At 41.5% G+C, this 16,477-nt stretch carries 14 protein-coding genes; 2 read left to right on the top strand and 12 right to left on the bottom strand.

What is annotated here, in order from left to right:
- Positions 1-2: 2 nt before the first annotated feature.
- The 9 genes from HF974_00325 to HF974_00285 all read right to left on the bottom strand — a co-directional run bounded on the left by HF974_00325 (position 3) and on the right by HF974_00285 (position 10,640).
- A complete protein-coding gene (locus HF974_00325; protein ID MBC2696794.1) occupies positions 3-2,582 on the bottom strand; it encodes a hypothetical protein in 2,580 nt (859 codons plus the stop codon).
- Between the two features lie 4 nt (positions 2,583-2,586).
- On the bottom strand, positions 2,587-3,876 hold the full coding sequence (locus HF974_00320) for a hypothetical protein (GenBank protein MBC2696793.1): 1,290 nt from the start codon (positions 3,874-3,876) through the stop codon (positions 2,587-2,589).
- A 153-nt stretch (positions 3,877-4,029) separates the two neighbouring features.
- Positions 4,030-4,413, bottom strand: a complete 384-nt coding sequence (locus HF974_00315) for a GxxExxY protein (protein ID MBC2696792.1) — start codon at positions 4,411-4,413, stop codon at positions 4,030-4,032.
- A gap of 137 nt (positions 4,414-4,550) precedes the next feature.
- Positions 4,551-4,706, bottom strand: coding sequence for a GxxExxY protein (locus HF974_00310; GenBank protein MBC2696791.1), 156 nt, complete (start codon positions 4,704-4,706; stop codon positions 4,551-4,553).
- A gap of 85 nt (positions 4,707-4,791) precedes the next feature.
- On the bottom strand, positions 4,792-6,363 hold the full coding sequence (locus tag HF974_00305; protein ID MBC2696790.1) for an N-6 DNA methylase: 1,572 nt from the start codon (positions 6,361-6,363) through the stop codon (positions 4,792-4,794).
- Positions 6,364-6,733: 370 nt separating this feature from the next.
- Positions 6,734-7,321, bottom strand: coding sequence for an indolepyruvate oxidoreductase subunit beta (locus tag HF974_00300; protein ID MBC2696789.1), 588 nt, complete (start codon positions 7,319-7,321; stop codon positions 6,734-6,736).
- Complete coding sequence (iorA, locus tag HF974_00295; protein MBC2696788.1) at positions 7,318-9,150, bottom strand: indolepyruvate ferredoxin oxidoreductase subunit alpha; 1,833 nt, start codon at positions 9,148-9,150, stop codon at positions 7,318-7,320. The genes HF974_00300 and iorA overlap by 4 nt, the downstream gene beginning before the upstream one ends.
- Positions 9,151-9,172: 22 nt before the next feature.
- Positions 9,173-9,715 carry a hypothetical protein gene (locus HF974_00290; GenBank protein ID MBC2696787.1) on the bottom strand — a complete coding sequence of 181 codons (543 nt, stop codon included), beginning with the start codon at positions 9,713-9,715 and terminating at the stop codon, positions 9,173-9,175.
- Between the two features lie 97 nt (positions 9,716-9,812).
- Positions 9,813-10,640, bottom strand: coding sequence for an alpha/beta hydrolase (locus HF974_00285; GenBank protein MBC2696786.1), 828 nt, complete (start codon positions 10,638-10,640; stop codon positions 9,813-9,815).
- A 212-nt stretch (positions 10,641-10,852) separates the two neighbouring features.
- On the opposite strand from HF974_00285, the gene HF974_00280 reads away from it, so the two are divergent.
- Complete coding sequence (locus HF974_00280) at positions 10,853-11,287, top strand: hypothetical protein (protein ID MBC2696785.1); 435 nt, start codon at positions 10,853-10,855, stop codon at positions 11,285-11,287.
- Between the two features lie 57 nt (positions 11,288-11,344).
- Positions 11,345-12,127 (top strand): hypothetical protein, encoded by a 783-nt coding sequence (locus HF974_00275; GenBank protein MBC2696784.1) that lies wholly within the window; start codon positions 11,345-11,347, stop codon positions 12,125-12,127.
- Positions 12,128-12,134: 7 nt separating this feature from the next.
- On the opposite strand, the gene HF974_00270 is transcribed toward HF974_00275, so the two are convergent.
- The 3 genes from HF974_00270 to HF974_00260 form a co-directional block, all read right to left on the bottom strand.
- Positions 12,135-13,193, bottom strand: a complete 1,059-nt coding sequence (locus tag HF974_00270) for a hypothetical protein (protein ID MBC2696783.1) — start codon at positions 13,191-13,193, stop codon at positions 12,135-12,137.
- Positions 13,194-13,574: 381 nt separating this feature from the next.
- A complete protein-coding gene (locus tag HF974_00265; protein ID MBC2696782.1) occupies positions 13,575-14,426 on the bottom strand; it encodes a DUF2099 family protein in 852 nt (283 codons plus the stop codon).
- A 368-nt stretch (positions 14,427-14,794) separates the two neighbouring features.
- Entirely contained in the window at positions 14,795-16,453 is a 1,659-nt protein-coding gene (locus HF974_00260) for a thermosome subunit (protein MBC2696781.1), read from the bottom strand.
- Between the last annotated feature and the right edge of the window lie 24 nt (positions 16,454-16,477).

The following is a 16,477-nucleotide window of genomic DNA, read 5'->3' as shown; positions in this document are numbered from 1 at the left end:
ATCTATTTATAAAACTCAAAGAATTGCTTTAATAATTCTTTGATTTCTGTTCTTCCTTTTTTTGCTTCATGTAAAGTTATTATATTGGAATGAGCTGCTCGGTTTCTATATTCTTTAGTAATGCGATTTAATTCATTTAAAAATTCTAATTCAAGAATGTTTTCTTCAAAGTAAGTAAGCAAGAACTTCTTTAAATCAGCAAGTATTGGGCTTTTTCTGGAAGTTTTTCCTGTTAAATAGCGTAAATTGACTTCCATGGTTCCCAATTCAAAGAACCATTCAGATCTGTCTATATCTAAGCATTTTTGTATATGTTTGGCTAATTTAAATGTATTTTCATTATTGTGTTTACCATTTTCTTTCTTTTCGAAATCCCATGCAAATTTATCTTCTATGTTAGTGTTTTTTGCCTTGAGTTCATCTATATATGCCTTAAAGACCTTATTTAATAATTCAGTCTCTAAAGCCCTGCAATATTGTATGATAAAAGGAGAAAAATCGGTATTAGTAAGATTTGATAATTGTGAAAAAATAAATTCCGCTGAAGGTAAATATTGTTTACTTAATTCGTCTAATCTTTCCCAATCATAGCTTAACCAAGATTTTACTATCTCTATATACTTATCTAATTGATCCTGTTTTTGATTTTGCAATTCTCTTATTTTTTCATCAAGTTCTTTATTAAATAAAATAAGTTTTTCTTCTATTTCAAATGGTTCGCTTTTTATATTTCTAAACTCTTCATTTAAATCTGAAACCAAATCAATAATTAAATCTATTTTTTCTTCCGTCCTGTTAGTTGTCTCTTTAATTGCCTTAATGTCTGAACTCATTTTTTGAATTTGTAAACCAATAATCTCTAACATAAATTTTGTAGCATAACTCGAAGGCTGACTTTGATAAATAGATACAGATTCTTGAACTTCAAATCTGTTTTTTAATTCCTTATTTATTGAAGGAAAATCTTCAATTGGAATAAATTCAATTCCATTATATTCAAATAATTGATTATTAAAATATGTGAATGCAAGTTCAAAGCCAGTCGTATTAATTAAATGCTTTAGTTGATTTTCTATTTGGCTTATATCAAGATCTGATTTATATTGTTTTATTTCCACCAGCCCAATAGGCTTATCTTCAATACATAAAGCTAAATCTATGATTATATTATTTACTCTATATTCCCTTTTAATTGACCATCCCTTTTCTTTGAGTTTTTCTTCCAGAACTAAGGCAATTTTAGATTCAGAAAAGGATGTTAATTTATCCGGTTCTGGAATTAGATCGTTAAGCTGTTCATATGGTAAAATGGGAACTTTAATTTTTCGTAAATCAGATAATGTTAGCTTTTGAATAGTCGTTCCACTACTTCTTCTTTGGGCTTGTTGTAGAAATGCATTATATCCTGTTTCACTTTCAAGGTATGCTTTAATATATTTATTATCACATGCTCTAATAATAGCAAAATTTTGGTTTGCAACTGCTTTAGGATCGTTTTCATTGTATATGTATAATTTAAACGTTTGACCAAATAAAGAAAGAAGTATGTCGTCAGGTTTAAGAATTACCCGATTAAAATTCCGTATGTTCTTATTATCCTCTGCATTACAATAATATTGGCGCTCACTAATAATCAATGAATTCGATTTAATATTACCGGGGGTAAGTACTAAGTAATCACCTTTATCTTTTCTGTATTCCGCAGGAATATGAATCCCAAATCGAATTTCTTCCGATATTTCATCAAGTGGCTTTGTATCTTGTTTATTTAACTCATTTTCAATCTCTAAATATTTTGGATCATGGAAGTTTCTATCCCAGCGGTGAATTAGTTGATTCTGTGGAATCCAAAATTGACCTTTTTGGTTAACATAATCACTTATTATTTGATTTTTATCGTAATCATCTATTATAGTAAGTAATACATTGCTGCGTTGTTTTTGGTTTTTTATATGTATTAAATTAAATTTTATTCCTTGAAATCTATTTCTTGGTAATTCAGCAATAAATTCAAGACTATATTCCTTCAAGATTGATTTTCTAATATTATGAAAAGCTGTTGCACTTAGAAAATTAGAAGGAACCGTTAGAAATAAACTTCCGTTATCATTCAAGCTATTGAGAAGTTTCAAAGTTAATTTGCTTAAATTATTATGTTTTTGACCAAATGGAATCAAGATTGAAGCAATGCAATCATAAGTAGTATTGAAGGTCTCATTAAACGCATCCTTACATTCGATTTTAGCATTTGGATTAAAATAATGTGCAGTTTTAGCTTCAGATTTATTTACATTAAGACCATGTAATGTAATTTCTTTTGGAAGATGAAACAACAAAGTGCCCAACCCACAGAAAGGATCAAGCATAGTTTTAGGTTTATTGATAAGTATGACATCTTTTAATAATTTATAGTATTCTGCTTTAAAAAATACAGTCAATTGTTGACTTTGATTCTCATAAAAATCAAATAATAGTTTATAAGAGGGTTTGATGTTATTTTGTTGAATAAAATTCAATTTATCCGTCAAATTGTGGAATTTTTTTAAATGTTCATATAATTCAATATGATTTATGCTGTTCAATATCCTAACACCTCTTATTTGTATTATATTCCTTCATTATCCCATCAAAATCCAGATCATGCACCCTGCGCTGCCCGGTCATCAGCTCGTGCAGCAGGGTTTTAAATAAGTCGGTGAGGGTTTGTTTTTTCTTTTGGTGATAAAAGATTTTTTTATTGCATCTATCCATTGTTTCTGCAATTTCAACTTGTTCTTGTGCTGGCGGAATTGGTATTAACATTTTGAGTAAATTTCCTTTTGAAATTCCATAAACAGAAATACCAGTTGCAATTAACCTTATTTCAGTAGAAACATATTTATTCTTAAAAATATATGCTCCGAACCCTTTTTGAATCAAGTTATTTTTATCTCTCGCGACTATGGTGTGTAACCCACCAATAATTTTTTTATTTTTTACATTTTTTAATTCAATACACTTTCCAATATCAATTAAATCTTCACTTGCATCAGCAATTACGATATCTCCATCTCTCAAAAGGTTATTTTTGTTTTCATCAACATACTCATCAATTATATAAAGAACTTCTTCTAATTCTAAATCAACGATGTTGTCTTTAAATTTAGCATGAATATCACCATAGTGAATATTTAAAATCTTAGTATCTGTTTTTTCATAGGTTAATTTATTTCTGGAATGAGATTGGGTTTTAATAATTTTAAAAATTTCTGAAAACAGTTTTACCTTCCAACTCTCCGGTACTAAACCGATTTCGCTTTCTCTCTGGGGTTCGCCTCTGGTGCCTTCAGTAAAGAGTTTCTGCATGAGAGCTTTTTTCAGCTCGGTGGTGGTGCGGATGAGCTTGTCCTGCTGCTCGATAGCTTTTTGCACCTTGCTTAATACGTGGGCGATTTTGCGCTGTTCGGGGAGAGGAGGGAGTAAAAAATCAAATTGTCTTAGAGAATTCCATGAAGTTCTTGGATGTTGAACACCGTTAGTGGTGGCTTTGGCATAATCTATAAACTCTTGGCTATGTATTAAATGAATCAGAAATTCATTCATAGATTCAGTATTACTATCAAAGACGAGAATGTCAGTTGAACAAATGCCATCGAAAGGGGCAATAACAGCTTTATCCAAATATGGTCGAAGTTTTCCATAAAGAATTTGACCTTTTTTGAACATTGTTTTAGAACTTTTTATCTCACTTTCAAATCCATGATTTGTCAACATTGATTTTTCAGATTCAATATGCTCAAGGCCAACATAAGGTAGATTACTCGATTCTTTTGGTTGATAATTGCTACCCACTTTTGAACATACTTTTTCTAATTCAATTCTTATCCACTCTGTCATCCTACCCCAACTAAATAATAATCAAGAAAATATTAACCGCAGATAAACGCAGATGAACGCAGATTTGTTGCACTGGATTAATCCATTGTAAATACAGTGGTTTTGGGATTATTTTTGATTGATTTCTATTTACACTCATCAGTCACCACAAATTTAAATGCCATTCACAACCCTTTTAATCTCTACCCTTGGTTTACTGAAATTTAACAAAAGGCAAAGTTTCAGCCCTGTTATTCTTAGATAGTTCATGCATTGGGCTAAATGTACTGTATCGATTTCCTTTACAGCCTTAACTTCAATTATGATTTCATTTTCAACTAAAATATCTGCTATGTAGTCTCCTACCAATTCTTCCTTATAAAATACCTTTAATGGCGCCTGTTGAAGTGTTTTTATTCCCCTAAAATTAAGTTCAAGATTCAAGGCATTTTCATAAACCTTCTCCAGAAAACCCGCACCAAGAACATTGCTAACTTCAAATGCCGCCCCTATAATCTCCTCCGACATAGCATTCAATCTGCGTTCATCTGCGTTTATCTGCGGTTCCATTTTTCTATATTCCATAATATCAACTGCCATATCAATGATTCAATAAATTTTTATCAAGTACTTTGCTATATTCTACAACCATCCATCATACACCAAATTTTTGTAAAATATTTTTCACTTCAGCATCAATCTCTCAAATTAAGCTCAACATTCAAGGCATTTTCATAGACCTTCTCCAGAAAACCTGCACCAAGAACATTGCTAACTTCAAATGCTACCCCTATAATTCCCTCAGACATAACATTCAATCTGCGTTCATCTGCGTTTATCTGCGGTTCCATTTCTCGATGGTCCATAATCACAATTCTCATATCAAAGATTCAATAATTTTTTACCGAATACTCCACTATATTCTACAACCTTCCATCATACACCCAATTTATCTAAAATGTTTTTCACTTCAGCATCAATAATAGTATATTCACTCTCCTGTTCCCTAAGTTCATCCACAATCTCTTCAATGGGGCGGTAGATGTAGGCATCATTAACCTGAATGTACCGGCTGGGAGAAATATTATAATCATTTTTTACAATCTCATCCTTCTCAACCAGACGGGAAAATTTTACTTCTTCTTTAAAACCTTTATAGGTTTCAGCAATGCGTTCTATACCTTCCTGTGTGATGTAGTTCTTCGGATCACCCTTTTCAAACTCTTTACCGGCATGCAACAGGTAAATCTTGTCTGTGTGCTGCTTGGCTTTGTTAAGGAAAATAATAATTCCCGGTGCAGAGGTATTGTAAAACAAATTTTCAGGCAGGTAGATCACACCTTCGATCAGGTCATTTTCAACAAACCATTTGCGGCACTCTTTTTCTTTGTTGCCCCCCTTATTTCCACTGCCGCGGCTGGCGGCTCCCGTATCCAGTACCACGGCTCCCCTACCTGCATCATTCAAGCTGCTGTAAATATGCTGAATCCAGCCCCAGTCAATCTTGCCCCCGCAAGGGCCTGCCGGGAAGCGTTCCAATTCATCATTGATAAAAAAATCGTCATTGATATAAGGTAAGCTGTCTTTGCTCTGGTTCCACATGGGATTTGCAACCACACGGTCAAACGTCTTCAGTTTGCCACCGTCTTTGAACTTGGGATTTTTCAATGTGTCGCCAATTTCAATTTCGCCCTCCATGTCGTGTATCACCATGTTCATTTTGCTCATAGCCCAGGTGCCAGGCGTAAACTCCTGTCCGTGCAGTTGAAGTGGTGCATATTTCTCTCTGGAGCTTAAAGCCATTTTTTCTTCCATCACCAGTTCGCATTTAATGAGTAAACCGCCGCTGCCGCAGCAGGGATCATAAATTTCCATGCCAGACTCGGCATCCATTATCTTTGCCATGATAAAGCCCACTTCGGTAGGTGTGTAGAACTCTCCGGCACTTTTTCCGCTGCCCTCGGCAAACTTGCGTATCAGGTATTCATAACTGCGCCCGATAATATCAGGCTCCACATCTTTCAATCCCAAATGCTTCTCGGTAATCTTTTCAATCAGTTTGCTTAAACGGTCATCATCAATATCACGCTGCCCGTGTGTGGTTGCATTAAAATCAACACGGTCAATGATTCCCTGCAGGTCTTTGTTCTCTTTGGCTATATCACGAAGAATATTGGTGAGTTTCTCTCCAATTTTATCAGACAGCGTTCTAATAACATCCCATGTTCTTTCTTCTTCGGGGTCTTTGGGCTTTATTGGCAGATAAAAACGCACCAATTTTTTATCACGTTCCACCAATTGCAGGGCTTTGGTTCTGCGTTTTACTTTTTCTGCAATGCGATCGATCTCATCATCAAACACATCACACAGCCGTTTTACAAATATTAATGGTAAAATGTATTCTTTAAATTTAGCTGCATCAGCCGCACCTCTAATACTGCAAGCTGCACCCCAGATCCAGCTTTCCATGGATTTTTCTTTCTCACCATTTCCGTTTGTTTTTGACATTTATTGTGCTTCCTTTATTATAGTCAAGAACATAACATCTTTGATATATATCCTGAACACTTTGCGCCCTTGGCGTCCTTTACGGTGTATGATTTTGTTCACCGCAAATATTTGTTTGAATTGTTTGGTTTTTGATTCTAATCGATTCTTTTAAATTTTTTCTGGTCTTTTAACTATAACGAACCGCAGATAAACGCAGATGAACGCAGATTTGCTGCATCGTATCTGTGTTCATCCGCGGTTAACAGAACTGATCATCAAGTGTAACCAGAAAACAATAAAAAGTCTCATAATCTGACATTTCGACATTCTACATATTTTAGTCTTCTTTGGTAGAATTAATTTACTATGTTTTCTTTCGTCTTTTGATTTAATCCACTCCCGCCGACTCCCGCCCCAGCCTGAAAGCCTTAAGGTTCACTTCCACTGTCTTAGGCGGCACCAGATTACTTATACTCTCTTCAAGGCTCCCGACATCCAGTGGCAGGAAATTAGAAAGTGCACCTACCAGTGCCACATTAGCTGTTAACGGATGACCTGCCTCAATTGCTATCCTGTCTGCATCCAAAGGCACCAGGTGTTTACAGTGCCCCTTCAGTTCACCCAGCATGGCATCCACCTCAGGGTACTCTGAAGCACCTGACAGAACAGTAATTGGTAAAATAGGATTTGTATTAACTACCACCACACCATCCGGTGAGAGAAAATCTATGGCTCTTAGCCCCTCTGCCGGTTCCAGACCAAGAATAGCATCGGCCCTGCCCGCAGGTATCAGTGAGCCGTACCTGCAATCCAGCCTCACATGATTGATCACCGAACCGCCGCGCTGCGCCATGCCATGTGTCTCAGAAGCCTGTACAGGCAGCCCCTCATTCACTGCCGCCATGCCCACTATATCAGAAGCCAGTATGGTACCCTGCCCGCCAACACCCACAATTACCAGGTCGAATTCTGTCATTTTGAGACCTCCTTAATAGCATCGAACGGGCAGACCTGGGCACATACCCCGCAGCCCACACAAAGTTCACCGATGAGAGCCTTCCCCTTTTGCCCTTCCTCTGTGGATTCAACGAATGAAGACGCAGGACACCCGAACCTGATACATGCCTTGCAGCCCTGGCATTCATCCGGGTCGACTGTAAACGGAGTGAGCCTTATTCCACGCCTGCGGGCCGTGATGATGCATTCCTGTCTTGAAATGACCACTGCCGTCCCTTTATGCTCCCTGGCCTGTTTGAACACATGAATAGTTTCTTTTACATCAAACGGGTCGGTCGCCTCAACAAACTCCACACCGCACGACTTTGAAATATCTTCCAGTGAGGCCATGAACGTAGCATCACCCAGTACGTTCAATCCTGTGCCTGGATTGGGCTGGTGCCCGGTCATGGCAGTGGTCCTGTTATCCAGGATCGTGACTGTGATATCTGCACCGTTGTATACGGCATTCAACAGCCCGGGAATGCCGGTATGCAAAAAGGTGGAGTCGCCAATGGAACAGCAGATCGGTTCGGTCTCACCTGCATGGTATATGCCAGAAGCTGTGGTGATACTGGCACCCATGCACAGGCAGGTATCCATTGTCCCCATCTGGACACCAAGGGTATAGCATCCGATATCGCCAGGGAATACTGCTGAATTGCCAAAGGCCTTTTTCATGGCATAATAGGTGGCCCTGTGCGGGCACCCCGGACACATGACAGGTGGACGGTTCGGCAGTTCAACTGACAACCCTTCAGGTACATGGGGAGTATGGTCAAGACCGGCAAATTTTGAGATGGCAGCTTCCACGATCGATACATTCAGTTCCCCGTTCCTTGGAACCATGTCTTTTCCATGCACATCCACGTTCCTTGTACCCGATATTGACATTACGGCCTCTTCCACAACAGGTTCCAGCTCCTCTATCACCAGTACCTGTCCCACCTGGTCCGGCAGTTGTCCCACCGAGTCCAGTAATTGTTCTATCAGGTTAATGGGCACCGGATAAGTAGATATTTTCAAAAAGGATGCCTTGATACCGAGCCGGTCCAAGGCCTCCCTGGCATAGACCGATGCCACACCCGACGCGATGATCCCCAGTTCAGCGCCCTTAATAATATCCAGTTGGTTCCATTTTGAAGAACTAAGTGTTTCAGCCATTATATCCTGTTTTTCCATTAGCACTTTATGGCGCACCCTGGCATGGGCAGGGAGCATCACCCACTGCTGCGGTCTCTTCTCAAAACCAATCTTTTTGCCTGGTTTTTCAGTTTCAGATATTGTAATGTCGGATTTGCCGTGACACACCCTGGTGGTGGGGCGAAGTATCACTGGCATCTCATACTTCTCTGAGAAATTAAAAGCATAGGACACCATATCGCAGGCTTCCTGCGGCGTGGCCGGGTCCAGGCAGGGTATGCAGGCAAATTGTGCATACCGCCTGTTATCCTGCTCGTTCTGGGACGAATGGCATCCGGGATCATCGGCAGAGATTATGACCAGGCCGCCTTTAACGCCTGCATATGCAAGGGTCATGAACGGGTCCGATGCTACGTTAAGACCTACGTGTTTCATAGTAGCTGCGCTGCGGGCCCCTGACCATGAGGCACCGATGGCCACTTCCAGCGCAACTTTCTCATTTACGGACCATTCCACATGACAATCCGGTTTCAACCGGGCAAGGGCCTCGATGATCTCAGATGAAGGGGTGCCTGGATAACCTGATACAAGGTCCACCCCGCTATCGTATAATGCCTGTGCAATAGCATGATTACCTAACTGGTAGCGAATATTACTTTTTGGCATAGATATGTTCCTCAGTATGTTGTTAATCTGCTTCTTTTATCTCTTTTAGTCGCTGGCTTATGTCTTCCAGTCTCCCGCCGATTCCGGGTAGACCATCGGGCAGCCAGAAATCATAATCATAGTAAAGGTTGAACAGTTCACTGTATTCTGTTTCTACTTTTTCGATCCCGTCGGCAGCGTCCTCCACCAGTGCTTCCAACCGATCCAGTCTACGTGATATATCAGGAATAACATTTGAAGTGACCATGCCCCAGTCAAAGGACCTGCACCCCTTAAATTCAATTGTATCCATGATCTCGCTCAGTTCAGGCGGCACTGTGCCAAATGAAGCAGGGCCTGCTATATATAACATTGAACTTTGTGGGCAGTTAAATACTGCTGTGGACGGTATGGGTTCAAGCCAGTGTATCTTCATTGCCAAGGTGATTAGTTGCCTGAGGTATTCCAGATCAGGAGTCTCATCGTCCCGTAAATATGCCAGTTCCTGGGCAATGTCGATTATCTCTTCCTCAGATACTACAACCATGGTCTCAACAATACCTGAAAGTTCTTTGGTGGTAAGCATAGGTAGACATTGGGGGGTAATATAAAAAAAGATTTCTTTATATTATTACCTTTCTTCAAACGGTCACATTAAATCCACACGATCCAGCACATAAAGATCATAACATTTTACCTGTAAGGAATTCCCGAACCACCATGTTGAAGTATTTCTCATCTTCCAGGAACGGCAGGTGTTTAGCAGATGGTATCACAGAGAACCTGGATTGTCTTATCCCTTTGAGCAGGCGACCGCCTTCCATTAACGGGTCTTTTTCACCAAAGATAATCAGGGTGGGCTGGTGGATATTTTCAAGTTCCCCAGTTACATCGAACAATTGTAATTCCTGCTGCATATCAAAGAAGATACTAACACCCCGCAGGGATTTAATATAATCCGAATATTCAGGAAGCAATCTGTCAGAAACATATATGGGCCAGCTTTTCAGTAGAATCTCCCTGGCAAAGGATTCCTTGTCAATTGTTTTTTTCACCCTGTACTGTAAATAGTATTTCAGGTTCGTATACATCAGGACAGCTTTTAAGGGATAATACCCTTTTATGCCGATTTGTTTTGCTGTTGTGTCTACCAGGATCAATGTATCAAGATGCCTGGGGTAGCGCAGTGCATACAACAGCGCCACAAAACCTCCCATGGAATGACCCAGTATCTCAACAGTCTCGTGCCCGAGAGCTTCACGCAGGGCATTTATATCATCTGTAAAAGTATCGAGAGTATAGGTTTTTTTACCAGCTTTTGAGGACTTGCCGTGCCCCCTGAAATCTATGTAATACAATTCACGGTAACTTTCAAGTCCGGCCAGTGAGCGGCCAAAGTACCTGTGGTCAAGTCCCGGACCTCCATGCAGTACATACATAGGATTTCCTTTTCCTCTTTTTTTATAGTAGAGGTTTATCCCGTTGACTTTTATTTCTGGTATGTTTCTCACCTGGACAGATATTCTTTATATATGTGATTTTATATAAATCAGTAGGGATTGGTAAGAGTTACCATAACCAAGGGGTCATTTTCAATATGATCAATCCGGCTCAGGCGCTGTACGCCTCCGGTCTGGATACCTAACAAGAACTTTAGATATGAATACAACTGTTGCGCCTGGAGTGAAAAGTGTTAATTCCAATGGTATCCTATCCTATTTACATGCAGGAGATACAGGTGATCGCCCACTGCCTGGTAAACCCCAACGTGCGGCTAAAAGGGCTGAGATCCCACAGCCGTCCGGATATTACAGGTAGCATAATTCAACTTCCCTGCCCGGAATTCATCTATCTTGGACCTAAACGGTGGGAAATAACTTCCGAGCAACTGGATATCCCAAATTACAGGAGTTTCTGCCGCCGCATTCTACAGCCCACAGCCGACACCATCCAGATGCTCTATGAAGCAGGTCACAGTATCAGGCTGGTCGGTGTAAAGGGGAGTCCCTCGTGCGGCACCCTTACCACCAGTACCGGTATGAAAGGAGGACGCCTGCATGAGGCTGGCCACACCCACACACAGGGACAGGGCGTATTCTTCCAGGAGATCATCAGGGAACTGGAAAACAGGAATATAGAATTCAATGTGGATGAATAACAAATACGTTATAATAACTAATTTATAATATAAAATAGATATTATTTGAGCGATCAAATGGGTGAATCAGTCCTCAAAACATTGGTCATTTATACTGCTACACTGATGCTAGCTTTAGCATTGGCTGTCGTATTGATACTAGTGCCGGCTTATGTCCATTATGGTGAGATTCACATCCCCGGGTCTTACAATGCCCTGTACCTTTCAAAATACTCTCCATACAAAACAATTGTTGTTGAAATAGACTACCAGCCTGGTATGGAACCTGCACCGGAAACCGTTGAAGCCTTGCAGCAGCAGATCAAGATGTATTCAGGCAAGGACGTTTTGATATACCTCAATCAGGATATTGAAGAAGATGAGGTTCCAGCTGTGATCCGCGGGAATGACCTCTTTAAGGTAACATCAATGCTCCAGGAACAAAACAGGGACTACCGGACCGGATGGTTTGGTGGGAACATCACTCTCTATATCCTATACCTGGATACTGTATGGCACCAGGAAGACCAGGATTATTCGAATCGTATGTCTGCAGCTTCTACAAACCCGTATTCGGTTGGTGTCAGCTATGCCGCCGATTCCATAATAATATTCAAGGATTCCTTGCCCAAAAATGATATAGAAACCACGATTTTACTGCACGAACTGGGGCATATCTGGGGATTTGGCCACACCGATGAGAGTGATAATATTATGAACGCAGAGTTCGAAGTCTATAAAAACGGACCGTCCCCTGATGATGTGGTAGAAACCTGGTACCCAAAAGACTTTAGCCCTGCTCAAAAGGAAGAACTGGCAAGATTGCATGAGACCATGCACATCCTGCCATTGTTCAATTAAATATTTACTATTTTTCCTGAGCCAGTTCAAAGAAAGGAATTTGGGATTCAGGGTACCATGACTTAAGGAAGCTTAGCATATGGTATTTCATGAATACGGGCATAGGCACCGACACCAGCAGTGAGAATACGAATAGTATAACAAATACTACCAGTCCGAATGGTGCCATAATTACCCAGAACACGGCATCCCCTATTCCCAGTCCGGCCCATGACAATAGAAGGTAAATTATCAGGCCCAGTATGGAAACGATGCCAAATACTAAAATGAACAGTATCAGTGTTGCCAGCGCCACAATTATCCCTACTATTATCCAGAGGAAGAACCTTACCACCCAGTAGACTATTATCTGCTTCCAGTCGGTCTTGAATAAGCCCAGGACTTTCTTAAAAGCAGCAATAATGCCGGTGTTCTGGTACATGGACATAGGTATGGAGAGATTAATGAATGACTCGATTATTCCGCTGATAATGGCAAGTATGAGCAGAACACCTATCAATAAGAAAATACCCCCTATCAACATTCCAATATGTAAATCACCTGGTGAATTCAGTATCGGCAAGACTATCGGCAGCATGGATATTATTAATATGGAAAGAAATACCAGACCCAGGACTAACCGGATTATGAACAGATTAAAACCCTGACGCAGGTATTGACTTGTATATGCCCAGAATGTCACGACATTGGTGACAAGGGAATGCACAAAGACAAATTCCATGACATTTGAAATATAGGACAGGAGCAATATAATCCCTATGAAAAATCCGATCCCTAACAGGATAAATATCAAATTAGTGTCAATGAATTGAGTGAACGTTTCACGAAATTCCAAAAACTGGGAATCTGTAATTACTGGTTCTCCGCCATCACCAATTCCACTGAAACCCTGACCTGAACCGCCAAAGTTGGATCCACCGCCCCCTCCTCCTCCTCCTCCACTGCCGCCAAGAAAGAAAATGATAATCCCAATTTTGATCCATTTCCAAAAATTAAAAGGTTCAATCAGTGCATTTTTAGTCCTTTTTAATGCTGTGTCTATAGCATCTATGCTATGCCATGTCATAATTATTGATGGGGAGTCGCCGTATAAATAATTTGCCACACATCTGGAATAAATTAAGAATTCAAAATATAATAAAAATTCATTATTTACCATATCTGGTATCAAAATGTTTTTAGTCAGAAAAACGAACCATTTTTTAACCTATAGGAAAGTATACACTTTTCTGTAGGCCTAGAAAATGCAAACGAAGTAAGCATTTTCTTAACGGCGGGAAGGAAAGCCCGTCGTTGCAAAGGGGAGAATTTACAGGGAGTTGACCTATTGAAAATAACAATGACCTTCATTGACCAGGAGAAAATAAAGAGACTGAATGAGATTAAAACCGCAGAAAATGAATTCAGGCACATTGAGGCTATTTCACAAAGAAAAAAAGGCAAGTAATTAATCAACCAATGGCCTGGGCTGTTTTTCTACAGGCAAAACGGGAAGGGGTATGGTGTTTACCAGAAGTGGGGACTGTACTTCTTTTGCTCTTTCGATCAGGATCTCTTTACCTGATTGGGTCAGTCCGAACAGGGGTATGGCAGTACCCACCTGGATGAGAGGTTCCACTTGTTCCCTTATATTTCCTGAAGCGCAGCTTGTGATTATATCTACCTGGCTTATCATGTTCCTGGCATCATCCTCACATATGCCGGTTAGGTGGGCTGCCATTAATACCACCTGAATCCCAAGCCGGGCTTCAAGTTCACGCAAAAGCGTGGCCGTAGCAGGGTCAACCACTGATACTGCGATCCTGCTGCATCCCTGTTTGGCTGCAAATTCCAGTCCTGCGGCCTGGTCTATCCTGGCAGTGGCTGGGTCAAGCACATGACCGTCCATCCTGTGTATGGCATCTATCACTTCAGGGATAGGCTCGGTTTCCACCAGGCCCGATATTTGGGCATTCATACCCTGGACAAGTGCAGGACTGGATGTGACCACAGTCCCGGCCCCGTCACATACCGTTACCGTGGAATCGATCAGGCCTCTGGTAAGGGCAGTCATCATCACCTCTGAAATACCAAAACTGGCGAATACACCCAGATCAAACCGCCGGTCTGGTGTGAACATGCCAAATTCCCTGATACGCTGCTCTATATTCTGCCTGGCAGCCTCTTGGGTGATATTCTCCACACCGGTGGCCTTGTTCCAAAGTGGGCACCACTTAACCTTCGGCTCACCCACCTCCACTACCTTGCCATCCTTTATTACCACCTTTGTACGTCCAAGGATCTCCATGATATGCGGCATGCTGTTCCTCCTTTATATGATCAACAAATTCCAGGTCTGGTACTTTTTTTTTAGTATTTCCATATCCCTGGGGGACAGGGTCTGTGCCATAGCGTTATTCTCTTGTAATGAAGCAGATATAATTGATTCGGTTAAGGTAAAATAGTAATATGAATCACAGTTTGGAAAAACATTGCCTGTTCCATCATTTTTCACGTTTTTGCTGATAAATACAAAGCGGCGAACCTCCTACTCACTGATAATCCAACAAATAATATGTTCCGAAGATAAAACAAAATCTGAAGACTATATTTTTGCGGAAGAAGGCAAAAAGGAACTAAAAAAAAGCAAAAAGATATTGGCTGTGCCCGTAGGCACAGCACAGTGATTTACATGTCAAAATCCATATCCGGCATGCCGCCTGGCGGCATTCCACCTGGTGGCATTCCCTCGCCCATGCCACCGGTACCGCTGGATGCAATGACATCATCGATCCTGAGGATCATTGTAGCAGACTCTGTAGCAGAGTTCAATGCCTGGGTCTTTACCCTAAGAGGCTCCACCACGCCTTCTTCCCACATATCTGTCACTTCACCGGTAATCACATTCAGGCCGGCAGTCTTCACGCCCTTCTCATGCTCGCTGCGCAGTTCCACCAGTTTGTCGATGGGGTCCAGGCCGCCGTTCTCGGCAAGTGTGCGCGGGATTACTTCAAGTGCTTCAGCAAAGGCGGTCACTGCAAGCTGCTCCCTGCCCTTGAGCGTAGCTGCGTATTCCTTTAACCTAAGCGCCACTTCCACTTCAGGTGAACCGCCGCCAGCTACCAGTTTACCGTCCTCGATAACCACTCCTACAACCCTGGTGGCGTCTTCGAAGGCAGTCTCCACATTGTTCACCACATGCTCGGTACTGCCCCTCAGGATCACTGACACTGACTTTGGGTTCTTGCACTTGGTTACAAATGTAGTATCCTCGCCGCCCATTTTGCGTTCCTCTACCAGGCCGGCAAATCCCAGGTCGGACTCGGATATCTCGTTAATATTATTGACAATGGTGGCACCGGTTGCCCGTGCCATTTTCTCAAAGTCGCTTTTCAGGAACCTTCGGATGCCAAATATCCCTTCCTTTGCCAGGTAATGCTGTGCTATATCATCAATACCCTTCTGGCAGAACAGGACATTTGCACCGCTTTTTGCAATCTTGTCCACCTTAGCTTTTAGCATTTTTTCTTCCTGATCAAGGAACAACTGCAGCTGGTCCGGGGATGTGATGTTGATCTCTGCATCCATTTCGGTCTTCTGGATCTCCACCTGTGCATTGAGCAGCAGTATCCTGGCATTTTCGATACGCTTGGGCATATTCTCATGTACCCTGCTCTTGTTCACTATCATGCCTTTGATAAGTTCCGATTCCTCTACACTGGCACCTGTCTTCGTTTCAAGTTTGATGTCTTCCCGGTCTACACTCTTTTTACCGTCGATGGTCTCGACCACAGAGCGCACTGCAACAACTGCCAGGTTGGAAAGTTTTTCCCTGGCGTTCTCTGCACCTTTACCAGTGATGGCAGTCCCTGCTATCTTTAACAGGAGTTCTTCATCGTCTTCCGATACTTCCCTTACCATTCCTTCCAGGATCTTTTTTGCCTGATCTGAGGCCATTCTGTACCCTGCTGCGATGATAGTGGGATGAACCTCCTGGTTGAGCAGGTCCTCTGCATTTTTCAGCAGTTCACCTGCCAGTACTGCCGCTGTAGTGGTGCCGTCGCCTACTTCATCGTCCTGGGTCTTGGCTACTTCTACCAGCATCTTGGCTGCGGGATGTTCTATATCCATTTCCCGTAAAATCTGGGCACCGTCATTGGTAATTACAATGTCGCCCATTGAATCCACCATCATCTTGTCCATGCCTTTGGGACCAAGTGTGGTACGAACGGCATTGGCCACTGCCCTGGCCGCCATGATATTACTATTCTGTGCTTCCTTACCCCTGGAACGTTCTGTCCCCTGGCGAAGGATAAATACTGGCTGTCCTCCTAATTGTGCTGCCATGAAAATATGCTCCTCCTGTTGCTA

The sequence above is a fragment of the ANME-2 cluster archaeon genome (genome assembly GCA_014237145.1).
In the GTDB taxonomy this organism is placed as follows: domain Archaea; phylum Halobacteriota; class Methanosarcinia; order Methanosarcinales; family Methanocomedenaceae; genus Methanocomedens_A.
Note: the sequence above shows the minus strand (reverse complement) of the source record. Positions and strands in the feature narration are given on the sequence as shown.